Here is a 25,594-nt window from a genome sequence, read left to right as displayed (position 1 = left end):
AGGGGAAACGTTAAAATAATAGAAAGTAAATCTAATTGGAAACAGAAACCTAGTCATGTTTACTAAAGTATTTCTGGTATGATGGATCTAGATATTATGTTGTAAGGGGGAAAAAGAGATGTCACTCCGTTTTTTACTGGGAAGATCGGGTGCAGGGAAAACTTCGAATATATTGGACGAAATTCGCTCCAAATTGGCAGAAGATCCCGAAGGAAATCCAATTATCTACCTCGTTCCTGATCAGATGACGTTTCTATCTGAATATAAATTAATTAAAACACCAGGCCTTGCCGGAATGATCCGGACACAGGTTTTTAGTTTTAGCAGGCTTGCTTGGCGCGTTCTTCAGGAGACCGGGGGGATGAGCCGGCTGCATTTGGACAGCGTTGGCGTTAATATGTTGATACGGAAGATCATGGATGATAAAAAGGAAGAATTAAAGATGTTTCGTCGTTCTGCTGATAAGCAGGGGTTCATTGCACAGATGGAGCTAATGCTGGCTGAGTTCAAGCAGTATTGCATCCAACCTGATGACATTCAAAACTATTTGGCCGAAACCTCACAGGCCGGCAGCGGCATTCAGGATAAACTGCATGATCTTGAATTGGTCTATCAGGCTTTTGAGGATGAAATGGTTAACAAATATTTAGATTCTGAAGACTACTTCACTTTGCTGATCGAGAAAATGGCGGATTCTTCCTATATAAGGGATGCGGATATATATATCGATGGTTTTTATAGTTTGACTCCCCAGGAATTATTGATTGTGGAAGAAATGATCAAGCTGTGCAGGAGTGTAACGATCTCGCTGACGTTAGATCAGCCCTATAGACATTACGCTCCGGATGATTTGCAGTTGTTCAGGCAAACGGGAAATCTATATCATCACCTTTATCAGGCTGGGTTGAGGAATGGCATACCGATTTCAGAAGATCGGATCTTAGAAGGAACTGAAAGATTTGGAAAGAGCCAGGGACTGAATCATCTGGAAACTTATTTTGCCATTAGACCTGCCAAAGCGTTAGATCAGCCGCCTGATGTAACGATCGCCCAGGCAGTTAACCGCAGAGCCGAGATTGAAGGAGTTGCCCGGGACATCTTGTCGCTGGTCAGACAGAAACAGCACCGTTTCAGTGATATTGCGATTTTAGTCCGGAATGGAGAAGCGTACGCAGATATTTTACAGACCGTTTTTCGGGATTATCAAATTCCCTTGTTCGTCGATTCCAAACGGACGATGCTGAATCATCCTCTGATTGAGCTGATTCGTTCCACTTTGGAGATCATCAATGGCTATTGGCGTTATGAGCCGGTATTTCGTGCGATCAAGACGGAGCTTCTATTTCCGCTGCAAAATAACCACGATAGAATGCGCGAACAGGTAGATAAGCTGGAAAACTATGTGCTGGCCCGTGGCATTAAAGGAAGCAGGTGGACGTCCAAAGAACGTTGGACCTACCGGCGCTTCCGCGGACTGGAACTCGAGGACCGGAATCAAACAGATAAGGAAATGCAGCTTGAACAAGAGTTGAATGAGCTGAAGCAATTATTTACCGAGCCCATCTTGAAGCTCTCTAAACGTGTTAAAAAGGCTGTTAATGGCAGGGAGTTGTGTGAAGCCCTTTATCTATATCTTGAAGAATTGCATGTATCGGAAAAATTGGAAAAGCTGAAACAAGAGGCAGAAGAAGCAGGTGATTTGGTATCGGCAAGAGAGCATGAGCAAACATGGAATGCAGTTGTCGACCTATTGGACCAATTCGTTGAACTGCTGAGCGGGGAAGAGCTTTCCCTGAAACAATTTGCAGTTATCATTGAAGCTGGTCTGGAGTCTCTTGAATTTTCTTTGGTACCGCCGGCAATTGACCAAGTATTGGTCGCTAATCTAGATTTATCCCGCCTGGATGATGTGAAGACAGCTTTTGTTATCGGCCTGAACGAAGGGGTTCTGCCAGGAAAAGCTGTATCTGATGGGATATTTTCAGATAGTGATCGTGAGGTGCTGCTGGCTGGTGGACTTGATGTTGCCCCAAGTTCAAAAGTGCGCCTGCTTGATGAGGAGTTTACAGCGTACAAAGCATTTACTACGCCTGCAGAGACCCTTTATTTATCATATCCGCTTGCCGATGAGGAAGGGAAGGCACTTTTACCCTCATCCTATTTGAAACGGGTAAGGGACGTATTGCCCAACGTGTCCGATGTGTATTATATGAACGATCCGTCCGATCTCCCTGCTGAGGAACAGGTGAAATATGCTGCAAATCATGATGTGGCCCTATCGTACCTGGCTGCCCAATTGCAGCTGAAAAAAAGGAACTATCCAATCCATTCACTATGGTGGGATGTATATAATGCCATTATGGATGATGAAACGGCCGGTCCTTCAGCAACTAAGGTTTTATCGAGCCTTTTTTATCAAAATAGAACAAAGAAATTATCTGGGGAAACAAGTAAGCAATTATACGGTGAGAGCATTCTTACAAGTGTATCCCGGATGGAAATGTTCAATAGCTGCCCGTTTTCCCATTATGCCGCTCATGGCTTGAAATTGCGGGAACGGCAAATTTTCCGTTTGGATGCTCCGGATATAGGCGAAATGTTCCATGGCGCGTTGAAAATGATTTCCGATTATTTAAAGGAACATGATATTCCTTGGTCTGCATTGACCCAGGAACAATGCTTGGAGCTGGCCAGAATTGCTGTGGAGAGACTTGCTCCTAAACTCCAAAATCAGATTTTGTTAAGTACGAACCGCCATCACTATCTACGCAGGAAACTGGAACATGTGATTGGACGGGCCTCTATCGTATTAAGTGAACATGCAAAGGTGAGCGGTTTTGCCCCAGTCGGATTAGAACTTGGATTCGGAAAAAATGGCGAGCTTCCCCCACTTTCTTTCACGTTGAAAAACGGTACGAAGATGGAATTGATCGGGCGGATCGACCGCGTGGATAAAGCGGAAGAAGATGAGGGTGTCTATTTGCGTGTGCTCGATTATAAGTCGAGTGAAAAGGAACTGAACATGAGTGAAGTGTATTATGGACTCGCACTGCAAATGTTGACATACCTAGATATCGTCGTCACCCATTCCAAGTCGCTAATAGGAAAAGAAGCGATTCCAGCCGGCGTTTTGTATTTTCATGTGCATAATCCCGTTGTTAAATCAAAGGGAATGCTCAGTTTGGATAAAATTGAAGAAGAAATTTATAAAAGTTTTAAAATGAATGGACTTGTACTAGATCATTCAAATGTCATTCAGATGATGGATACCTCGCTTGATATTGAAAATTCGGGTAAGTCGGATATCATTCCAGCCGGATTTAAAAAGGACGGATCCCTCCTTGCGGCTTCCAAAGTTGCCAGCAGGGAAGAGTTTTCGCTTCTGAATCATCATGTGCGCCGTATTTATCAGGAAGCCGGTGATCGAATGGTCGATGGTGATGTGGATATAACGCCATATAAATTAAAGGAAAAAACGCCGTGTACCTTCTGTTCCTTTAAATCTGTATGCCAATTCGACCAGTCACTGGAGGAAAACCAATTCAGGAATTTGGCACAGAAGAAACAAAATGACGTTCTTGAGCTATTAAGGGGGGAGGGAGAGAACGATGAGTAAAACGAAAATTCCTGCTCTGCCAGGAGATGTGACTTGGACGGAAGATCAATGGAAGGCGATATGGGCTAAAGATCAGGACATTCTGGTTGCGGCTGCTGCAGGTTCAGGGAAAACAGCGGTGCTGGTCAATCGGATTATTCAAAAAGTCATTTCCGAAGAAGATCCAATCGATGTTGATGAACTGCTCGTCGTTACATTCACCAATGCCTCGGCTGCCGAAATGCGCCATCGGGTAAGTGAGGCATTGGAAAAAGCGATCAATGATAATCCGCATTCACAGCATTTGCGTAAGCAGTTGAGCTTGATTAATCGTGCTTCGATTTCCACACTTCATTCCTTTTGTTTAGAGGTGATCAGGAAGTATTATTATCTGACTGATATCGACCCGGGCTTCCGGATTGCAGATTCTACTGAGATACAGCTGCTCCGTGATGAAGTGATGGAAGAGCTTTTCGAGGAGCAGTATGGCCAAAGTGACAATGAAGAGTTCTTTAATTTGGTTGATGCCTTCACAAGCGATCGAAACGATGATGCGCTTCAGAATATCGTTCGATCGCTGCATGATTTTTCGCAATCGAATCCAGATCCGGCCCGCTGGCTCGATGGTGCTGCTAGCATGTATGAGTTGGCAGATGATGATGGGATTGATGATCTTTCGTTTATCGATTCATTGAAGTTCGATATTGGCTTGCAATTGGACACTGCCAGGGACTTGTTGGAACGCTCGCTTGCGTTGACAAAAATCCCTGGAGGTCCGGCACCAAGGGCTGAGAACTATCTAGCTGATCTTGCCCTGGTTGCTAAACTTTCGGAAGTGAAGGACCAATCCTGGAACGCTCTTTATGAAGAAATCCAAAATGTGAAATTTGGTACGGCAAAACGCCTTACTGGTGGAGATTTTATCAAAGAAGTTACGGATGAGGCTACCAAGTATCGAGATAAGGCGAAGAAGATCATCAAATCGTTACAGGAAGAGTTATTTTCCCGTAAACCGGAAAGCTATCTGCGGGATATAAGGGAACTCAAGAGCTATGTCGATACACTTGTAATGCTTGTTAAACAGTTTGACGATCGTTTTTTTGCTGAAAAAGCAGAAAAGAACTTGGTGGATTTCGCCGATTTGGAACATTATTGTCTTCAAATTTTGACAGGGGAAACTGTGGATGGTGAACGAAAACCTTCAGCCGCAGCCGTAGAATACAGGAACCAGTTCAAAGAAGTACTCGTAGATGAGTATCAGGATACGAACCTTGTCCAGGAATCCATCTTAAAGCTGGTGACGGCTGATGGCGAATATAATGGGAATCTTTTCATGGTTGGCGATGTCAAGCAGTCCATTTACCGGTTCAGGCTTGCGGAACCGAATCTCTTCCTTGGAAAATACACACGTTTTACCCATGATGGTGTCGATTCCGGACTGAAAATTGATTTAAACCGCAATTTCCGGAGCCGTAAGGAAGTTCTCGATGGGACCAATTTTCTGTTTCAACAGTTGATGGGCATTACAGTCGGCGAGATTGATTATGATGAAGATGCCCAATTGAAAAAAGGTGCCCCATATCCCGAAGACGATCCAAATCCGATTGAACTTCATTTAATCGATGGAACAGCCGATCCGGAAGCTCATTCGGAAACGGAAGGATCGGATGGCGGGTTTGAAGCCGAGGAGCTTGAAAAAGCACAACTTGAAGCAAGGCAGATGGCCAAGCTCATCAAAAAGGCTATAAGCGAAAAGCATCGGATATATGATACGAAAACCAAAAGGTACCGATCTGCCACATATCGAGACATGGTCATTCTTCTTCGTTCGATGCCATGGGCACCGCAAATCATGGAGGAATTTAAAAAGCAGGGCATTCCGGTATATGCCAATTTATCGACAGGGTATTTTGAAGCGACCGAAGTGGCCATCATGATTTCCTTATTGAAGGTGATAGATAACCCGCAACAGGATATCCCATTGGCATCCGTTCTCCGTTCACCTATCGTCGGGCTGGATGAAGAAGAGATGTCACAGGTGCGTTTATTCCATACAGGAAGTTATTACGAAGCGCTAGCTGATTTTTACAGGAAGAGTGACCCGGAAGAACATCCGGGGCTTTATGAAAAAGCCTCTGCTTTTTATAAAAAACTAGTGAAGTGGAGGAAGCTTGCCAGGCAGGAAGCATTATCGGATTTGATCTGGCTACTATACCGCGAAACGCAGTTTTATGATTTTGCAGGTGGGATGCCGGGTGGCAAACAGCGTCAGGCCAATTTAAGAGCGCTCTATGACAGGGCAAGGCAATATGAAGCAAGTTCTTTCCGCGGTCTGTTCCGTTTCTTGCGTTTTATAGAAAGGATGCAAGAACGTGGGGATGATTTAGGCGCAGCTCGGGCTTTAGGGGAACAGGAAGATGTGGTCCGACTGATGACGATTCACTCCTCAAAGGGGCTTGAGTTCCCGATTGTGTTCATTGCCGGCCTTTCCAAGCAATTCAATATGATGGATTTACGCAAGGCCTATTTACTGGATAAGGATTATGGCTTTGCGGCAAAGTATGTGAATTCCGAATTACGGATCACTTTTCCATCCCTCCCTCAATTGGCTTTCAAGAAAAAAAAGCAGCTTGAATTAATTGCCGAGGAAATGCGTGTCCTCTACGTGGCGCTTACAAGGGCTAAGGAAAAGCTATATTTGATTGCCAGTATCAATGATGCTGAAAAAACGCAGCAGAACTGGGAAAGCAATGCGGCACATGGAGAGTGGCTATTGAAGGACTATGTCCGGGCAGGTGCAAAAAGTTATCTTGATTGGATTGGTCCATCCCTTGTCCGACATCGGGATTCTCTTGGTGCTGCAGGTCTTGGCTTGGAAATGGAGTCGCATCCATCGAATTGGTCCATTTCCGTCATACCAAGTGAAGAGCTTGCTGTTCTGGACGAGGAAGAGGCACTGGTTCAAGAGCAAATGCTTGATCATGTCCAGAAATCGGAGAAGGTCGGTATTACTTCCGAGTTTTATGATGATATCAAGGAACAGCTGGAATGGGAGTACCCCGGACATGATGCAACGGTGTATCGTTCCAAGCAATCCGTTTCAGAACTAAAACGGCAATATGAACTCAAGGACGAGCAAAGCTCCACAGAGTTGTTGCGTAAATTTAAACGACCTATCACGAAGCGGCCGACTTTCATGCAAGAAAAGTCACTGACCCCTGCTGAAAGGGGTACGATTACACATTTAGTCATGCAGCATATCGATCTATCTAAAGAGATTACCATTCATTCGATTCAGGAATTGATCGTTGATTTGATTCAACGTGAGTTGTTGACGGAGGAACAGAAAGAAGCTGTGGACCCTGAGACGATCGTCGATTTCTTTGACACTGAAATCGGGCAAAGAATGCAGAGGGCCGGGAACATTCGCCGTGAAGTGCCATTTACGATGTCGTTGCCTGCAAAGGAAGCTTACAGCGATTGGGCAGCTGGAGATGAAGAGATCCTTATTCAAGGTGTAATTGATTGTATCTTTGAGGATGAACAAGGTCTTGTGCTCCTCGATTATAAAACAGATACCATCACTGGCCGTTTTGCTAGCGGGTATGAAGGGGCTAAAGAGATTCTTGCCGATAGATACCGGATGCAGCTTCAGCTTTATACGCGGGCTGTTGAAGGGATAATGAATAAGAAGGTAACCGGCCGTTACTTGTTTTTCTTTGATGGCTCGCATATATTGGAAGTATAAGAGAGAAGGAGTGTCCCATTGATGTGGGACGCTTCTTTTTGGATGAATAAACAGAATAGTTTGAAAAGGCATAAATGCTTACTATATACTAGTGGAGAAAAATACCTTTTTAAAGGAGTAGAGATGAGTATGACGAGTGAGATCAAGAGCAAGGGATACTTTGGTGAGTTCGGTGGAAGCTTCGTACCGGGTGAGCTTCAGGAAGTTATGGATATTTTGGAAACGGAATTCCTGAACTATAAGGATGACCCGGAATTCATTGAAGAGTTTCAATATTATCTGAAAGAATATGTCGGACGTGAAAACCCGTTAACACTTGCAAAGAATTTAACGAAAAAGGTTGGCGGGGCAAAAATATATTTGAAGCGTGAGGATCTGAATCATACAGGTGCTCACAAAATTAATAATGCGATTGGACAAATCCTGCTCGCCAAACGGATGGGTGCTAAACGAATCATCGCAGAAACGGGCGCTGGTCAGCATGGTGTGGCGACTGCTACAGTATGTGCGATGTTTGGCATGGAGTGTGTGATCTATATGGGTAAGCTGGATACGGAGAGGCAGGCATTGAATGTTTTTCGGATGGAATTGCTGGGGGCAAAGGTAGTAGCGGTCGAAAAGGGACAGGGTCGATTGAAGGATGCCGTTGATGAGGCATTGAATGATTTGGTGCAAAACTATGAGAATACTTTTTACTTGCTTGGTTCAGCAGTGGGCCCACACCCATATCCAACGATCGTTAAGCACTTTCAATCAATCATAAGTGAAGAATCAAAGCGCCAGATCCTTGAAAAGGAAGGAAAGCTGCCAACTGCCATCATTGCTTGTGCAGGAGGGGGAAGTAATGCAATTGGTGCTTTTGCTCATTATATCGATGAAGAAAACGTCCGTTTAATTGGTGTAGAGCCAAGTGAAGCACCAAGTATTTCGCAAGGTGTCCCGGCAGTATTGCACGGATTCAAAAGTTTGACGTTAGTGGACGAACAAGGGGAACCAAAACCGACATTTTCCATTGCAGCCGGATTGGATTACCCAAGCGTAGGACCCGAGCACAGTTTTTTGAAAGATAGCGGACGGGCGGAGTATGTAACGGTTAAAGGGGAAGAAGCTCTTGAGGCTTTTCAGGTAGTATCCAAAGCAGAGGGAATCATTCCAGCTCTCGAAAGTTCACATGCTCTGGCCCACGCCATGAAGCTTTCAAAAGAGTTAACAAGAGATGATATACTGATAGTCAATTTATCAGGCAGGGGAGACAAAGATGTCGAGCAAGTATTTAACATGTTAGAAAAATAGGCCGAATTTAAAAGCCTCCCTGGAAAGGGGAGGCTTTTTCTTTGACTAATTATTCCCTGCAATGGGTTGGTCAACCCCATTGACATCAAGGACATTGCTTCCATTCAGCCCATTGGCCGTAAAGACGATTGCACCTGTGTTAGATGAACCAGATCCGGTGACAGTTTTGCTGGAAGATTTCGGCGAAATGACGGCTGCATCCCCGAATAACAGGTTTCCTTCCGCGATATTGAATATTTGCACTGGACCGACAATAGCTGGCATATGAATTCCTCCTTTTAAAATTTAAGTGGTGTTGGTTGAACCCTCAATTGGTGTCTCTTCGGGTTTTTTAGGAATCTCCCGAATGTGTTTCACTCTTGATTCCATACGTGCATGGCCTACGTTCCCCACACCAATTACAGATGAGGTTGATATCCCGATTATATTGATATTGCCGACCCGTATGAAGGGATTCGGATTTGAAAAACTTGATATGATGGGTTCATTCGATTTAGGGATATAAATTGGTTTCTTAAAAATGTCATAGTCTTCGAAATGAACATCCACTGAATCGAAAGTTTCGCTTTTCTTCTGGATTGCCAAGGCAAATGATTTTCCGTCAATATAAGAACAGTCTCCAATCTGCATGGTGGAGCTAAAAAGAATTGTCTTGGTAGATATAGACTTTACTTTGGACATTCTTGAAAACATCTCTTTTATCCTTTTGGAGCAAATGGGACGACTGGTCCGATGATAAGGGATTCCGGAGGTGTATCGAATGCGGAAGATAGTTGGACCGTTTGCACATCCCCTATTAGAAATAAAGCAGAGCTTGCTATCCCGATAATTTTAATATCACCCACGCAAAGCTGGTGATTGATTACATTAAACTCCATTTTGATTTCCTCCTGTCTCGGCTTGTGAATGGGTTATGAATTGAAATAGTGCGGTTTGAATATCGGATTTCACCTTTTCCCTGATCATTTCCTTGATATTATCCCTTTGCTCCGGTGCACGTTCTGCGTACGAAAGATTATCGAAATACATATTGATTCGTTGATGCAGCTGGCGTTCGACGTCCTGCTTAATAAAGTCATGATAAGAGGGTTCCAATGATATTTTCAGCTGGTTTTCCGCATCGTGAATCATATTTTCCAAGTCTGAAAGTATATCGTTGTGAATTTCCTCGACGACGATCTCCCTGCCTGGAAATAGGTTAGGGGCAGGTTGAACAGGTTGGTTGTTAACGGCAAATTCATCAATGTTGTTAAGATCAGTTGGATTTAAACCGATATTCAATGTTCCATCTAGAGATTCGACCTTTAACTGATCGAATTTATATTCAATTCTATCTACATGGATTGGCGGTTTATTTTTCACCTCTGCTAGTTCATCTTTCAGGAGTTTGAGTTCGTGTTCAAGTTTCATGATCCGTTTATCCTGGGCTTCAAGAAATCGCTGCATTTGTATGGAATATGAATATAGATCCTGATTCACGATTCAACACCCCACCTTCACAATAAGTTAATTTTATATAAGACAGTATATGAAAAAGTTGGATGTAGGTGAATGCCTATGAATTAGGACGATTAAATGGGACGAAACTAGTTACTGGGGTTACATCAGCTGCAACTCCGGGAGCAGGCTCAGTGAATCCACCGGTATTGGCTAATGTGGAATATGGTTTAATCACCCCGGCACTTCCTATTTGAAAAACGGATGAATTGGCGATGCTTTGAATTTTTATCATATTGATTTGTATGGTCTGGTGAATATTAAAGATCATGTTTACTCCTTTCTTAAAAACATTAGAGATTTAAGACCAGTGGCTGATCAATACCATCTGTATCATTTGTATTTGTGGTGCTATAGGCATTATATAGGGATATGGATTCACCTGTATTAAACGAGCCAGCACCCGAAAAAGTTTTTGCAATGGAATATGGACTAATTTTAAAGACGTCACCAATATGGACAATTCCACTGTTACTGGCATTGATGACTTGAACGACTCCTACGATGGCCGGCAAGAAAATCATCCTTTTTTTATTCTGGTTTTTCCCTTGAATCTCAGGCCATGAGCCTATCACTGAAGGGAGTTTCAATGTATTGTATGTTGACTCATGATTGATGTGATTCATCTGCCTATCAATATATTGTTATATAACAATGGTAAATGTTATTGAAATCCCGATAACAGATATGGTAATATAACACTAATTCAGAATATTCAAATAAAATTCGAGGTGAGGAAATGAATGTACCATTAGTTTTATCGCATTTCTTGGATCGAGCAGCCTTACTATATGGCGATAAGAAAGCCATCATTGGAGATGACAAGGTTTTAACATACTTAGAGCTGAACGGCCGTGTAAACCAGCTTTCTAATGGTTTAAGGGACCTTGGAGTCAAAAAGGGTGATAAGGTGGCATATTTGGCACCTAACTCAATTGAAATGCTTGAAGGCTTTTATGGTGTCTTTCAGCTTGGGGCAGTAATCGTTCCATTGAATATCCGTTTGAGGCCTGCCGATTATGTATTCATTTTGAACCATAGCGAGTCAAAGGTCCTTTTCGTAGATCAGGAATTGTATCATCTAATTTCCCCTGTCAAGGATGAACTTGAATCGGTGGAGCACATAATCGTTCATTATAAAAATGAAGAGATCAATGAAACCGATTACAACCATTGGCTGGAAGGTTATGATAACAAGTGCTTCAACCGGGAGTCCGTGGATGAAAATGATGTTTCGAGCCTCCTTTATACTAGCGGGACCACAGGAAATCCCAAAGGGGTGATGCTGACTCATCGCAATAACTATTTACATGCCCTGGGTGCGATGCATCATTTCAGGGTCAATGACCGCGATACATATTTGCATGTACTGCCGATGTTCCATGTGAATGGGTGGGGTGCCCCATTTTATTATACGGCAAATGGTGCCACTCAAGTTTGTTTGAGGAAAACCAGCCCCGAAATGATATTTGAGGCATTGCAAAAACATAAGGTTTCCATAATGCATATGGCACCAACTGTTCTGAATTCCCTGTTTCAATATTATGAACGGAATGTTCCGAATATCGAGCAGGATATCCGAATCGTCGTTGCGGGTTCCGCACCGCCTCCTGCATTTGTTACAAGGGTGGAAAAAGAGTTAGGCTGGGAATTCATTCAAATTTACGGAATGACTGAATCAACACCGGTTAGTCTGATATCGCTGATTCGTTCTGAATTCGATGATCTTTCGGAAAAAGAAAAATACAGAATGAAGGCGAAAGCCGGTTATCCCATCATAGGCAGTGAGGTAAAGGTCATTCGTGACAATGGTGAGGAAGTGGCCCATGATGGCGTGGATATCGGGGAGCTCATCGTCCGCAGTCATGGAGTGATGTTAGGTTATTGGAAAAATGAAGAAGCGACAAGACAGACACTGATAAATGGATGGCTGCATACAGGGGATATGGCCACAATCGATGAAAATGGCAATGTTGATATCGTTGACCGCAAAAAGGATATCATCATTAGTGGCGGAGAAAATATCTCTTCCATAGAGGTGGAAGGAATACTCTACGAACATCCTGACATTCTTGAGGCGGCAGTCATTGCCGTTCCGCATGAAAAGTGGGGAGAGACGCCGCATGCCTTCATTGTGCCAAAAACGGGCGTGAAATTAACGGAGGATGATATAAGGACCTTTACACGAGAAAAACTAGCTCATTTCAAATCAGTTACCAGTGTGTCGTTCGTCGATGAACTCCCAAAAACGGCATCAGGGAAAATACAAAAAATCCATCTCCGTAATGATTACTGGGAATCTAAGGGGAAAATTGGCAGATTCGTTAATTGAAGCTCGCTAACGCTGTTCAGAAATGATCAGCGTTTTTTTCTGTTGCCCTTTAACTTTCGTTTTTCATATTAAGCTAGGAAAAGTAACGCATGCCATTGTAGGATAAGGACGGCCAATTTAGGAGCACTGGAATTGGAATTTGTTTCGATAAAAAGCTTCCTGTTTAACGATAAAGTGTTACTATTATAAAATATTTCAAATTATTTTGATTTTTATTTTTCATCATGTTGATTTTAAGAGTTTTTGATTGTGGGGGAGAGCATTGAAACGTATTCATTATAGCTGGGTTATTTTAATCATAACCTTCTTCTCGATTATTGTAGCGGGAATCGTTAGGTCATCATCGGGAGTATTCATCGTACCATTTGAAAGTGAGTTCGGGTGGGACCGGTCCGTCATTTCTTTAGCTTTCGCCATAAGTCTTTTTCTTTATGGATTATCGGGTCCATTCATGGCCGCTCTAATTGAAGTGCTTGGATTGAAGAAAATGATGGTATTGGCCATGTCCACTTTATTGGCAGGGATTTTCCTCACTTTTTTCATGGAGCAAGAGTGGCAGCTCATTTTAATCTGGGGAATCATCATTGGCTTGGGTTCTGGAGTGTTTTTAACGGTCTTGAGCCCATATGTGGCAAATCGTTGGTTCGAGAAGAGGCGTGGGCTGGCGGTCGGGATACTGACGGCAAGTACAGCCACAGGCCAGCTCATTTTACTTCCGGTTTTAGCCATCATCATTGAGAATTATTCATGGAGGTGGGCGATCGGATTAATATTGATCCTTAGCTTGATCATGCTGGCAATCATCCTTTTATTCATGAAAAACAATCCGATGGAAGTTGGCACTCTTCCATATGGATTAGAAGAGGAAAGTCAGGAGGCAGTTATAGTCCGAAAGAAGAACCCCATTGCCATGGCTTTTCAGTCATTGATTGAAGCAGTGAGAGTGAAGGAATTCTGGTTATTGGCAGGGAGCTTTTTTATATGCGGACTTTCAACGAGCGGGTTGATCGGCACACATTTCATTTCTTACTGCATTAGTTTTGGTTTACCTGTTGTTACGGCAGCATCAATGCTATCTTTCATGGGAATTTTTGATTTAATTGGTACGACTGTATCCGGGTGGTTATCAGATCGTTTTGATAACCGTTGGCTGTTGTTTTGGTATTATGCTCTAAGGGGTGCTTCCCTCGTATTACTTCCATTTGCGCTAAATGAAGGCTCAATCGGTCTATTGATCATCTTCTCCGTTTTTTATGGCTTGGATTGGATCGCCACCGTTCCTCCGACCATAAGCATTTCACGACAAGTCTTTGGCGTGGAGAAAAGCGGGATTGTATACGGTTGGATATTCGCGGCCCATCAGGTGGGGGCAGCAGTGGCGGCGTACGGTGGAGGGCTTATCTTCAAAATATTCAATTCCTATACATGGGCATTCTTCCTTGCAGGAATCTTTTGCTTATTGGGCAGCTTGTTTGTCATACTGATAAAAAAGCAAAAAGCGGTCACGAAAGTTAAAGATAGTGCAATGGAGTTATAGAAAAGATGTTAAATCCGTATGGATGAAAGGGGATGTACCCTATGAGGGGCACAATGGTGCCATTGCAGGAAAATAAACGGATCGTAAGCATCGATGTTTTACGTGGATTAGCCATTTTAGGTATTTTTTTAGTGAATATGCCTTCTTTCCACTCTCCGCTTCTGTACATAGATGGTGAAGAGCGGTGGTCAGGGGGATGGGACAGGATTTTGTACAGATTCAGTGATATTGTCGCACAGGCCAGCTTTTATCCGTTATTCGCCTTTCTGTTCGGTTTCGGGGCAATCATACTAGCTGTAAGGACTGAAGAAAAGGGCATTTCATTTCCTTTACTATATATGAAAAGGCTAAGTTTCCTGCTGATACTTGGATGCATTCATGCCTTTTTCATTTGGCATGGGGACATCCTCATTAATTATGCTGTATTTGGGTTTGCCTTTTTATTTTTTTATAAAATGAAGGGCAGGAATTTAATTCTACTAGGCTCGGTTTGTTATGTCCTGCCTTTTGCGATATTGGGTTCACTATTTCTTATATTGGGCATTTTTGATAGGGAAGGGATGGCAATAACGACTGATTCGGCGATGATGAAACAGTCTTTGGAAGTTTATCAATCTGGTACATTTACGGACATAATGAGTCAAAGGGCACTGGATTGGTATATGGTGAACAACCCTTATAATGCCATTATCCTTTTTTTATCGATTTTTCCGTTTTTTTTAATTGGTGCAGGCGTTGCAAAACAAGGCATTCTCCAAAATCCAACCCAATATAAACGAAAATTGAAAATGATTTCGATTGTAAGCTTGCTATTGGGCATGTCAATTAAGATTCTGCCATATGTGACGGTTTACCATTTTGGTACGATATTCGTGCAAGATTATTTGGGAGGACCATTACTTACGATTTTTTATATCACGGCAATTGCGCTTTTGGCGGAACAGGCAGGGGCTTTCCGCCTCTTACACCCGCTTTCGTATATCGGAAGGATGTCGATGAGCAATTACTTGTTCCAATCGATGGTAAGTACGGCCATTTTTTATTCATATGGACTTGGTTTATATGGATCCGTCTCTTATACGACAGGATTTGTTTTCTTAATAGCCCTGTTTTGCCTGCAAATTCTGCTTTCCTTAATGTGGATGGGGCTGTTTAAATACGGACCGGTTGAATATATATGGCGTTTGGTTACATATGGTAAAAAACCGGTTATGCGCAGGTAGGGACCTATTAAGAATATAAGTAAATAATGTTCATTAAATTGTTGGTTTTTACCCATTCAAGTAGATCCTTAGTTTTGTTTTTTTGTAAAAGCCTATGATATGATGAAATGGAAACTGAACGAGGGGGCAAAACAATGACACATATGCATATTACGGCTTGGGTTATCGGAATCATTCTTTTCTTTGTCACATATTCGATGCTTAAAGGTGGAAATCCGAAAGCGAAAATGCTACATATGATAACACGGTTGTTCTATCTATTGATTTTCCTGACTGGCGGTATGCTGATCACTGATTTTGGTGCTTACGCAGTAAAAATGATTGTTGGAATCATCGTGATTGCGGCGATGGAGATGGTGCTGGTCCGTACGAAAAAAGGGAAAAGCACAAGCGCCATGTGGATATTGTTCATCGTAGCGTTTGTATTCGTCCTTTATTTAGGACTTTCGCTGCCACAAGGAATGGACTTTTTCTAATGTAGAATTGAAGACGGGTAAATGAGGATATCTCATTTACCCGTTTTCTTTTACCCATTATTGTGAATTCACTTTCTCAATGACGATCCTTTTTCCAGTGTTCAGGGTGAATTCAAAACGATCGTGATCCTTTTTCCCATAAGAAAAGTGGTGTTGGACGAGGCATATTTGACTCTCGTTATCAAAGGTGAAGAAATTAACGCCGGACTGGTTAGGGACTGCCCTTAAAAAGGTGAGCTGGTTATAACTATATATACAATCATAAATAGAAAAATCAAGTGAATTCAATGTCGTTACAAATTGGAAAAAGGAATCATCGTTCAATTCTTCCAATAAGCGTTCAAAAGAGTAGAGTAGTTTTTTGCGTATCCGAATGGGCTCATTTTCCCTTAAGAAGGTAATTTCCCGGTGAAGCAGGATTTTCCCCTCTTCTTCAACTACTCCTTGCTGCCAGCGCCCACCCCTGTACACTTCAATGATGCTATCAACGTGGTCTTCAATGGAGCAGGCCTCATCTGTTTCATCATCGAAAAAAATCCATTGTTGATTGATATTTTCCACTGTTCCTTCGGTAAAAGCTCTTGTTTGCCTGTTCATTAACTTGATTCGTTGTTGCTGACTCATACATATACCTCCAATAGTGGAATCCTCACCTACTTTTTAGTCAAAATCCAATGAAAATATAACTGTATATTTTAAAATATTATGGACAAATAACCATCTTTCCGTCTTTGCATAGGCTATGTTTAAACAAGGGATGCTTTGCTCAACAATTCATTAACAACGCCGGGCGATGTGGGCAGGGTAGTCCTACGGAATAGCTGATCGATACTTAGGGACTGTAAATCTTTTTTAAGACAGGGAGCCAATATATTTTTGTTGGTTCGGATAGAAAGGATGAAGTGTAAAATGTGTGGGATAACAGGCTGGGTGCATTTTCAAAAAGATTTACGGACAAAAACGAAAACACTGGAAAACATGACAAAAACGTTGGCAAAGCGGGGGCCAGACGAAGAAAATGTTTGGAGCGAAGCCCATGCAGCCTTTGGTCATAAACGGTTAACGGTTGTCGATGCGGAAGGCGGAAAACAGCCGATGACGAAAAATCACGAAAACGGCAGATATACACTTTGTTATAATGGTGAGCTATATAACACCGAGGATATTCGTAAACAGCTATTATTAAAAGGATATTCCTTTAACGGTCATTCTGATACAGAAGTTTTACTAACTTCTTATATGGAATGGAAAGAAAAATGCATTGACTTGTTCAATGGGATTTTTGCATTTGCGATTTGGGATGAAAAGGAACAGAAATTATTCGTTGGAAGAGATCGCATGGGGGTAAAACCATTCTTTTACGCGGAAAGGGACGGCGGGTTCATTTTCGGATCGGAGCTTAAGGCCATCCTGGCCCATCCGGATGTTAAAACGGAGATTGACCGCGAAGGGTTGTCAGAAGTTTTTGGTGTTGGCCCATCCCGAAAGCCAGGTTCAGGTGTATTTCATAATATCCAGGAATTAAGGCCTGCCCATGCGCTTACCTTATCAAGTAAAGGCCTCCGGATTTGGAGATATTGGAATGTGAAAAGCGAAGAACATCGGGATACTCTTGATGAGACGACCGATAAGGTTCGCTTCCTTGTCGAAGATGCAGTCACACGGCAACTTGTATCAGATGTTCCTCTTTGTACCTTCTTATCGGGAGGGCTTGACTCAAGCGCGATAACAGCCATTGCGGCTAACGCCTATCAAAAAGAAGGAAAAGGCCAGCTTCATACGTATTCCATCGATTATGAAGATAATGAGCGCTATTTTAAGGCAAATGATTTTCAGCCTAACTCTGATGGCTATTGGATTAAAAAGATGTCGGAGACCTTTAACACGGTTCACCATTCATCGATCATCACCCAAGAGCAGTTGACGGATTATTTAACGGAAGCTGTCCTTGTAAAGGACCTCCCGGGCATGGCGGATGTCGATTCTTCTTTACTTTGGTTTTGTAAGGAAATCAAACGGGATTTTGTCGTAGGCCTATCCGGCGAATGTGCGGACGAAATTTTTGGAGGTTATCCTTGGTTTCATCGTGAGGATGATTTGAATCGTGCTGGTTTTCCATGGATGAGATCGACCGGGGAGCGGGCATCTTTATTAAAAACGGAATGGCGTGAGAAATTGAAGCTGGAGGAATATGCGCAGGAAGCTTATTTGACCACCCTTGCCGAAACTCCTAAATTGGAAGGGGAAAGCGGTGTGGCAGCAAAACGGAGAGAGCTTTTCTATATGAACTTATTATGGTTCATGACTACGCTCCTTGACCGGAAGGACCGGATGAGTATGGGTGCAAGTTTAGAGGTGCGCGTGCCATTTGCCGACCATCGCCTTGTTGAATATGCATGGAACATTCCTTGGGAAATGAAAATGGAAGGCAACCGTGAAAAGGGTATTCTAAGGAAAGCGTTGGAGGGGCTGTTACCTGATGAGGTATTGTATCGTAAAAAAAGTCCATATCCAAAAACCCACAACCCTATATATACAGACCGTGTGCAGGCGTGGTTGAAAGACTTACTTACGGATAAAAATTCGGTCCTGCATGAGTTTTTCGATAAAAAGAAGCTAACCGATATAGTAGATTCCAAGGGTGCCGCTTTTAAAGTGCCGTGGTTCGGGCAATTGATGTCAGGTCCACAGTTGCTCGCTCACTTGGCACAAACCCATGTATGGTTCAAAGAATATGATATCCAAATAATCGATTGAAAAAAACGGGGCGGATGATTTTCATTTGCCCCGTTTTCATTGCCTCAATAATTGAATGAGAGAATTTTATATTGATAACAACCCAATTCAAATTTACCTTCCTGTGTGGTTTCTTTTGTTCTTAAATCGGTTAGTGTACGTCCTTTCAAATCAAAAGGAAGGGTAAAGGATTGCTGGACATCCGTCGGATTAATGAGGATCACGACAGAACGTTCTCCATTATACTTTTGGTAGGCCACGATATTTTCGTTGCCGGCTGTATTAAGGAATTGGAACTTTCCATCATTGGCAAGTAATCTTTCTTCTTTTCGCAAGAGAATCAATGTCTTAATTTCATTGAAAAGCTCGGTATTTTGTTTTTCTTCTTCCCAGACCATGCATTTTCGGCACCCTGGATCCATGCCTCCGGTTAAGCCGATTTCATCTCCATAGTATATACAAGGGCTGCCATTGAATGTCAAAAGAATTGCGTGGATGAGCTTGGCACGAGCTAGATTTTCACCGCAATCCGTGAAAATCCGCGGTGTATCATGGCTTCCAAGAAGATTGAATGTCACGTCAAAAACATTGGTAGGATAACTGTGATAGATGGCTGTCATTTCTTCCGTGAACTCCCGTGCATTGATGGTTTGTGAAGCGACCAAGCGAAAAACTTGGTTGGTAAACGGGTAATTCATGACAGCATCGAACTGATCGCCGCGAAGCCATGGCATCGAGTCATGCCAAATTTCCCCAAGAATATAAAGGTCAGGCTTTATATTTTTCACCGTTGTTCGAAATTCACGCCAGAATGGCTGATCGACTTCATTTGCCACATCGAGCCTCCAGGCGTCTATATCGAACTCCTTAATCCAATAAGCCGAGACTTCGAGCAGATATTCTTTCACCTCCGGATTCGCAGTATTCAATTTTGGCATCGATTCAAAAAAACCGAATGTTTCGTAATTGGGCCTTTCCCCTCCCTTAAGAGGAAAGCTGTGCGGGTGGAACCAATCCTTATATTTCGATTTCTCCCCTTTTTCGAGTAAATCCTGAAAAGGGGGGAAGTAGTAGCCGCTATGGTTAAAAACGGCATCAAGCATGACACGGATATTCCGTTTGTGGCATTCGGTTATTAGTGTTTTCAATGTTTCCTTCGTTCCAAATTGCGGATCGATACTCCGGTAATCAATTGTATCGTATTTATGATTGGAGTAGGCATGGAAGATTGGCGTGAAATAAATTCCGTTGATGCCGAGATTCTCAAGGTAATCCAAATGTTCAATGATTCCTTCGAAGTCCCCGCCAAAAAAATTATCCACGGCCGGTTCTTCACTTCCCCAAGGTATCACACCTTCCGGATCATTGTCGGGATTTCCGTTCGCGAATCGTTCAGGAAAAATTTGATACCAAATTGTATCTTTGACCCATTCCGGTGCCCCGAAAACTTCATTTTGATGTAGATAGGGAATCGCGAAATAGCTTCCCGGATCTCGGGGGGGTTCTTTAAAGAAACCTTTTTCCGTGTAAATGGCACTTTCATCTTCCGAGGATACTTTGAACCCATATCGAATTCTTCGGTAGGGAGGCTTCACATAGATATGCCAATAATCATAACGGTTATCGCTGCCTGATAAACTCATGGGAAGTTCTTGGTACTGCCACTGGCCATCATTATCTGAAATGTATGGATCCCCAAAAATCAATCCAGCTGAGGAGATATCTTGTTTTTTCGTACGTAGGCGGATATGTAGGGTTTCAATGTTGATGGTATAGCCGTAATTGTCATTAGGTCTATGGTGCATGGATGAGAATTCCATTACAAAACCACTCCAATTCTATATGTATTTGGGGATGTGAAAAAGGAAATTTTCCGGCTGTTTATGAGGGGGGGGGGCACCATGAAGTTGCACTGAGCCAGGCTAAGAGTTTTTCAATATGGTTATATACCCGATTTCAATTGAAAGAAGCACTTATTAACTAAAAAATAACAAAAAGTGTTCATCACTACAAGAAATAAATACAACGAGGAAAATGTTGTAAAAACCAAAGGCGTTCATATAATGATAATAATAGCTTTGGCACCGCTTTCATTAAGTGGCTTTGTTTGAATGAATGAACTGAAAAACAGTATTATTTGGTGCTTTTGGACATGATAGAATAAACATTTTAAAAAGGAGAATGAAAGTGAAGAAGCTGATTTTTCATTTGTTCATGTCCATGTTTTTGATCGTTAGTGTAAGTGCTTGTGGTACCAGTTCAGATTTGGAAAATGAAGTAGTGAAAGAAAATAAGAAAAAAGAAGACGAAGCAGCCAGCAATGAAGCGAAGCCGGAAAAATTGATCATTTGGGAGGAAAAAGGTAAAGCAGAGGCCCTAGTGCCGGTTATTGAAGCTTTTGAAAAGGAATATGGAATCAAAGTTGAGCATGAAGAGCTTGAAATAGATTCCGAGATGTATGAGCGGCTTCGAAGTGATGGGCCAATCGGAAACGGCAAGGCCCCGGATGTCGTAACTTTTTCTCATGAAAAAGTCGGGCAAATCGTGAAGGAAGGCTTAATTCAGGAAATGAAGGTGAAAGATGAGGTATTGAACGCCTTCATTGAACCTTCAATTAGTGGGGAGATGTACCAAGATAAGGTATTTGGATTGCCTAAATCGGTAAACACATCCGTATTCATTTATAACAAAAAATTGATGGCTAAGGCTCCTGAAACGATGAATGCCCTTTATAAAATGGCGAAGGAATTAAGAAAGGATAACGTGCATGGTTACTATGCCAAATGGAATGATTTCAATGATTCTTATGGAGTGATCGCTGGAATGGGAGGTTATATTTTTAAAGATAAGAATGGAAAACTGGACCCTTCCGACATTGGTTTGAATAATAAGGGTGCCATAAAAGGGGCTGCTTACATCCAAAAATGGTATAGGGCGGGTTTGATTCCTAAAGGCGACAAGGCAGCGAGCGAGAAGTTGTTCGTACAAGGGAATTTGGCTTCTATCATGAGTGACGGTGACTCATTTACCGGGCGAAAGGATACAGGGATTGCCCCCATGCCCAAATTGCCAAATGGCCAGCCAATGAAAACGTTGATGGGAATCAAAGGCTGGCATGTAACAGCATTCACAAAACATCCTTATTGGTCTACTAAGTTAGTTGAATATTTGACAAATGATGATAATGCAATGCAGCGTTATGACTTAACAGGAGAAATCCCTCCTAATAAATCAATCAAACACAATGCCGCCAACAATGAAAATGAAAGGGCACAAGCCATAAGCATACAATTACAATACGCTGAACCAGTGCCGAATATACCAGAAATGAATAGGGTATGGGGACCGATGAATGCCGCCATGGATGAAATAAGCACTCAAAAAGCAAAACCGAAAAGGGTCTTGGATAAAGCGGTTAAGACGATAAAAAAAGAACGTTGATCGTGTTCTGATTTTCCTGATTAGGTAACCATGACCAGTACCCGCAATTTGTCCCTTTAGTGTAAAGTTTTTTATAAATTGGATTTGACGTTAAGGGGTCAAAAGGCTAATCTTAAAGGCGTAAAGAGATAGCTAGGAGGAGAGCGGATATGAGAAAAAGAGTGTTATCACTCGCTTTAATTCCGTTGCTTCTTTTTTACGCCATTCCAGTAGGAGCAGCTGAAAAAGAACAACGAACTTGGAAGGATGAAATCGTATATTCATTATTGGTCGACAGATTTTTCGATGGGAATACTCAAAATAACGGAGACGCGAACGTGAATGACCCTTCCACGTTTAATGGTGGGGATTTCGAGGGTGTCACGAAGAAACTGAATTATTTAAAAGATATGGGTTATACCGCTATCATCCTTTCACCGATTTTCGCTAATGATAAAAATGGCTATCATGGCGATTGGGTGGCAGATTTCTATAAGACGGATAAACATTATGGGACATTGAAAGAGTTTAAAAAACTCGTGAATGAGGCACATAAACGCAATATGAAGGTGATCATTGATTTTCAAGCAAATAATGTGGGTCCTGACTCCACGTGGCTGACCGATCCAAAAAAACAAGATTGGTTCCATGAAGAAAAAAAGATTTCCCAGGACAGTAGCCAAAAGGATTTGGAAACAGGCTGGGTCGATGATCTTCCAGATTTGAATCAAGATAATGAGGAAACAAGGAAATATTTACTTGATGCTGCCAAATGGTGGATAACGGAAACTGATATTGATGGTTACCGTATAAATAAAGTCCAATACGTAGCAAAAGATTTTTGGAAGGAATTTGTGGATGCAGTCAAATCTGAAAAATCAAATTTCTATACAATCGGCGATGTACAAGGTGATGCCGATTTGATATTAAGCTACAAGAAGACGGGTATCGATGCTTTTATGGCTTATCCACAAAATGCTGAGCTACGGGAAGCATTTGCTGCACCCGATAAAGAATTGAAGCCTGTTTTTAATGCGTTTGAGAAAAGCGAAGATGAATTAGGGGGCAATGCCCAGCAGGCATTATTCATGGATACACAGGGAATGCCCCGTTTTACAAAGGATGCAGCGGACCATAACGAAAATCCAGGTTCCAGATGGAGAATGGCGCTGTCGTATCTATATACGATGCCAGGGGTGCCAATCGTATTTTATGGATCGGAAATTGCCTTGAATGGGGATATTGCCCCGGATAATCACAAGTTGATGAATTTTAAGACCGAACAGGAATTGGTGGAATATATAACAAAGCTTTCTGAGCTCAGAGACATGTACCCAGCGTTGGTCAAGGGGGATATGGAGCTTTTATATGAAAAAGGTGGAACTTCGGTATTCAAGCGTGTATATGGTGATGAAACGATTGTCGTTGCCATGAACAATACGACTGAAACTCAAATGATAAACCTTACTGATAAGGAACTTGAAAGAAATAAAGAGTTGAGAGGTATGCTGAATGGGGATCTGGTCCGCAGTAAGGACAACAGTTACTCTATCGTAATCGACCGGGAGACGACGGAAGTCTACACACTGTCACCTAAATCGATTATTAATATTCCTTACCTGTTAGTCATAGGATTGGTTCTTCTTATTTTTGGTATATTCATTGCATTGGTTATTAAGCGTTCAAAACGGAACCAACCAAAATAATCATATACCTCTCGATTGTCGGTAGCCGCCAAACATTGTCCCTAAGGCTTTGTGGAAAACAGGATCGGGAGGTTACAGCATGAATAAGACCTGGTGGAAAGAAGCGGTTTGCTATCAAATATACCCGCGCAGTTTCATGGATAGTAATGGTGATGGAGTCGGTGATATAAAAGGGCTGATTTCAAAGCTTGACTATTTGCAGGAATTAGGGATTGATGTTATTTGGATTTGTCCGTTTTATAAATCGCCCAATGCGGATAATGGCTATGATATTAGTGATTATCAAGCAGTTTCCAATGAATTCGGTTCAATCGAAGATATTGATCTGTTATTGAAAGATGTTCATGGACGTGGGATGAAGGTGATACTCGATCTTGTTTTGAATCATACAAGCGATGAGCACCCCTGGTTCGTAGAGTCACGTTCGTCCCGCGATAATCCGAAACGGGATTGGTATATATGGAGGGATGGGCAGGACGGTCGTGAGCCAAATAATTGGGAAAGCATCTTTTCCGGAAGTGCCTGGAAATTCGATGAAAGGACCAATCAATACTATTTACATTTATTTGCCGAAAAGCAGCCAGACTTAAACTGGAAAAATACTGATGTACGAAAGGCATTATATGAAATGGTCAATTGGTGGCTAGATAAGGGAATCGATGGCTTCCGGATTGATGCGATCACGCATATTCATAAGCGTGATGGCCTTCCCGATATGCACAATCCTTATTGGCATCAGTACGTACCAGCGTTTGAAATGCACACCAATCAGGACGGGATTCTGGATTACCTTCAGGAGTTGAAAGAAGAGACTTTCTCTAAGTATGATATCATGACGGTCGGTGAGGCCAATGGCGTCAGGATTGAGCAGGCGGAAGAATGGGTCGGGGAATCGAATGGGAAGTTCAATATGATCTTTCAATTTGAACATCTTGGGCTTTGGAATAGGGGTCAGAATCACGACGTTGATGTTCAGGGGTTAAAGCGCACACTGACCAAATGGCAAAAGGGGCTGAAAAACAAAGGATGGAATGCTTTGTTTTTTGAAAATCATGACCAGCCAAGAAGTGTATCAACTTGGGGAAATGATCATCAATACTGGTTGGAAAGCGCAAAGATGATTGGGGCTCTATACTTTTTCATGCAAGGCACACCTTTTATTTATCAAGGCCAGGAAATTGGCATGACGAATGTCCAATTTGATTCGATTGATGATTATGATGATGTAGGAATGAAAAATTTTTACCGGATAGAGACCTCCAAAGGTCGTCCGCATGATGAAATCATGAACATTATCTGGCATAGCGGCCGGGATAATTCACGAACACCGATGCAATGGAATGATATCGAAAATGGCGGTTTCACGAAAGGAACACCTTGGATGAGGGTTAATTCCAATTATCGAGCCATTAATGTAGAACAGCAGAAAAATGACCCCTCATCCATTTATCATTTTTATAAAAAGATGATTGATCTTCGAAAAAAACATCAGGTCCTTGTTTATGGCGAATATGAATTATTATGGGAAGACCACCCTGAACTTTATATTTATACAAGAAACATGAATGATAATTCAGTTATGGTAGTATGTAATTTTAGTATGAATCACCACCAAGTCGACCTCTCTTACTGGGGGGAAATGGAACTTTTGCTAGCTAATTATGAGGATTGTCCTGAGGTGCCCCTTATTGATTTACGTCCATATGAAACGAGGGTTTATCGTTATTAATTGGTAAATCACTTCTATGGTCTTGATTGGAAATCAGCTTAAAACCTATGTAGTTAGTCGTCTGACTTCTTGGTCTTCAATAGACACGCCATTTTTTTAGAAGCTGATCATACATCAGCTTCTTTTTGAATTTTAAAACAGAAATGAAAAAAACGTAAAAGTAAGTATTTTCTGAAAAATTAAACAAACATTTAAAAAAGTATGGATATAACTATCGAACTGAGTGTATTATGAATACATACAAAATGTATAAATATAAAACAAATATTAGCGAAGTGTTTATTGGTATTCACCTTGTATTA

At 42.0% G+C, this 25,594-nt stretch carries 19 protein-coding genes; 11 read left to right on the top strand and 8 right to left on the bottom strand.

The genetic code is table 11. The features are described 5' to 3' along the window. Positions 1-118: 118 nt before the first annotated feature. The 3 genes from addB (at position 119) to trpB (ending at position 8,636) form a co-directional block, all read left to right on the top strand. Positions 119-3,616 (top strand): helicase-exonuclease AddAB subunit AddB, encoded by a 3,498-nt coding sequence (addB, locus tag ACQKFG_RS02840; RefSeq protein WP_427556046.1) that lies wholly within the window; start codon positions 119-121, stop codon positions 3,614-3,616. Beyond that, the gene (gene addA / locus ACQKFG_RS02835) at positions 3,609-7,343 is read left to right on the top strand and encodes a helicase-exonuclease AddAB subunit AddA (protein WP_427556043.1); all 3,735 of its coding nucleotides are present in this window, start codon (positions 3,609-3,611) and stop codon (positions 7,341-7,343) included. Before addB ends, addA begins: the two co-directional genes overlap by 8 nt. Positions 7,344-7,466: 123 nt before the next feature. After that, on the top strand, positions 7,467-8,636 hold the full coding sequence (gene trpB / locus ACQKFG_RS02830; RefSeq protein ID WP_427556040.1) for a tryptophan synthase subunit beta: 1,170 nt from the start codon (positions 7,467-7,469) through the stop codon (positions 8,634-8,636). 45 nt (positions 8,637-8,681) lie between these two features. On the opposite strand, the gene ACQKFG_RS02825 is transcribed toward trpB, so the two are convergent. The 6 genes from ACQKFG_RS02825 to ACQKFG_RS02800 form a co-directional block, all read right to left on the bottom strand. Beyond that, positions 8,682-8,900, bottom strand: a complete 219-nt coding sequence (locus ACQKFG_RS02825; protein ID WP_349729007.1) for a spore germination protein — start codon at positions 8,898-8,900, stop codon at positions 8,682-8,684. 21 nt (positions 8,901-8,921) lie between these two features. Continuing rightward, on the bottom strand, positions 8,922-9,317 hold the full coding sequence (locus ACQKFG_RS02820) for a spore germination protein GerPE (RefSeq protein ID WP_427556037.1): 396 nt from the start codon (positions 9,315-9,317) through the stop codon (positions 8,922-8,924). A 17-nt stretch (positions 9,318-9,334) separates the two neighbouring features. Continuing rightward, positions 9,335-9,514, bottom strand: a complete 180-nt coding sequence (locus tag ACQKFG_RS02815; RefSeq protein ID WP_349729005.1) for a spore gernimation protein GerPD — start codon at positions 9,512-9,514, stop codon at positions 9,335-9,337. After that, positions 9,504-10,115, bottom strand: coding sequence for a spore germination protein GerPC (gerPC, locus tag ACQKFG_RS02810; RefSeq protein ID WP_427556034.1), 612 nt, complete (start codon positions 10,113-10,115; stop codon positions 9,504-9,506). The genes ACQKFG_RS02815 and gerPC overlap by 11 nt, the downstream gene beginning before the upstream one ends. Positions 10,116-10,191: 76 nt before the next feature. Beyond that, positions 10,192-10,404, bottom strand: a complete 213-nt coding sequence (locus tag ACQKFG_RS02805; protein ID WP_387596359.1) for a spore germination protein GerPB — start codon at positions 10,402-10,404, stop codon at positions 10,192-10,194. Positions 10,405-10,426: 22 nt separating this feature from the next. Beyond that, positions 10,427-10,648, bottom strand: coding sequence for a spore germination protein (locus ACQKFG_RS02800; RefSeq protein ID WP_192203670.1), 222 nt, complete (start codon positions 10,646-10,648; stop codon positions 10,427-10,429). Between the two features lie 224 nt (positions 10,649-10,872). On the opposite strand from ACQKFG_RS02800, the gene ACQKFG_RS02795 reads away from it, so the two are divergent. From ACQKFG_RS02795 to ACQKFG_RS02780, 4 genes are all read left to right on the top strand, one after another. After that, entirely contained in the window at positions 10,873-12,465 is a 1,593-nt protein-coding gene (locus ACQKFG_RS02795; RefSeq protein ID WP_192203671.1) for a long-chain-fatty-acid--CoA ligase, read from the top strand. A 262-nt stretch (positions 12,466-12,727) separates the two neighbouring features. Beyond that, positions 12,728-14,002: an MFS transporter gene (locus tag ACQKFG_RS02790; protein WP_427556029.1), complete on the top strand. Its 1,275-nt coding sequence runs from the start codon at positions 12,728-12,730 to the stop codon at positions 14,000-14,002. Between the two features lie 41 nt (positions 14,003-14,043). Continuing rightward, on the top strand, positions 14,044-15,225 hold the full coding sequence (locus ACQKFG_RS02785; RefSeq protein ID WP_427556026.1) for a DUF418 domain-containing protein: 1,182 nt from the start codon (positions 14,044-14,046) through the stop codon (positions 15,223-15,225). 134 nt (positions 15,226-15,359) lie between these two features. After that, positions 15,360-15,701 carry a YisL family protein gene (locus ACQKFG_RS02780; RefSeq protein ID WP_192203674.1) on the top strand — a complete coding sequence of 114 codons (342 nt, stop codon included), beginning with the start codon at positions 15,360-15,362 and terminating at the stop codon, positions 15,699-15,701. A gap of 57 nt (positions 15,702-15,758) precedes the next feature. On the opposite strand, the gene ACQKFG_RS02775 is transcribed toward ACQKFG_RS02780, so the two are convergent. After that, on the bottom strand, positions 15,759-16,325 hold the full coding sequence (locus ACQKFG_RS02775; protein WP_076367203.1) for a DUF2777 domain-containing protein: 567 nt from the start codon (positions 16,323-16,325) through the stop codon (positions 15,759-15,761). Between the two features lie 285 nt (positions 16,326-16,610). Between ACQKFG_RS02775 and asnB the strand changes: the two genes are divergently transcribed. Further along, complete coding sequence (asnB, locus tag ACQKFG_RS02770) at positions 16,611-18,458, top strand: asparagine synthase (glutamine-hydrolyzing) (protein ID WP_427556021.1); 1,848 nt, start codon at positions 16,611-16,613, stop codon at positions 18,456-18,458. A gap of 44 nt (positions 18,459-18,502) precedes the next feature. Here the strand turns inward: asnB and ACQKFG_RS02765 are convergent, their stop codons facing one another. Then, complete coding sequence (locus ACQKFG_RS02765) at positions 18,503-20,257, bottom strand: glycoside hydrolase family 13 protein (RefSeq protein ID WP_427556018.1); 1,755 nt, start codon at positions 20,255-20,257, stop codon at positions 18,503-18,505. 367 nt (positions 20,258-20,624) lie between these two features. On the opposite strand from ACQKFG_RS02765, the gene ACQKFG_RS02760 reads away from it, so the two are divergent. The 3 genes from ACQKFG_RS02760 (at position 20,625) to ACQKFG_RS02750 (ending at position 25,292) form a co-directional block, all read left to right on the top strand. Then, the gene (locus ACQKFG_RS02760; protein WP_427556015.1) at positions 20,625-21,878 is read left to right on the top strand and encodes an extracellular solute-binding protein; all 1,254 of its coding nucleotides are present in this window, start codon (positions 20,625-20,627) and stop codon (positions 21,876-21,878) included. A 149-nt stretch (positions 21,879-22,027) separates the two neighbouring features. Then, entirely contained in the window at positions 22,028-23,563 is a 1,536-nt protein-coding gene (locus ACQKFG_RS02755) for an alpha-amylase family glycosyl hydrolase (protein WP_427556012.1), read from the top strand. Between the two features lie 79 nt (positions 23,564-23,642). Then, complete coding sequence (locus ACQKFG_RS02750) at positions 23,643-25,292, top strand: glycoside hydrolase family 13 protein (RefSeq protein ID WP_427556009.1); 1,650 nt, start codon at positions 23,643-23,645, stop codon at positions 25,290-25,292. Positions 25,293-25,594 lie beyond the last annotated feature (302 nt).

The sequence above is a fragment of the Peribacillus sp. NPDC076916 genome, assembly GCF_050269675.1.
Lineage (GTDB): Bacteria > Bacillota > Bacilli > Bacillales > DSM-1321 > Peribacillus > Peribacillus aracenensis.
This window is presented reverse-complemented; position numbering and strand designations above follow the sequence as displayed.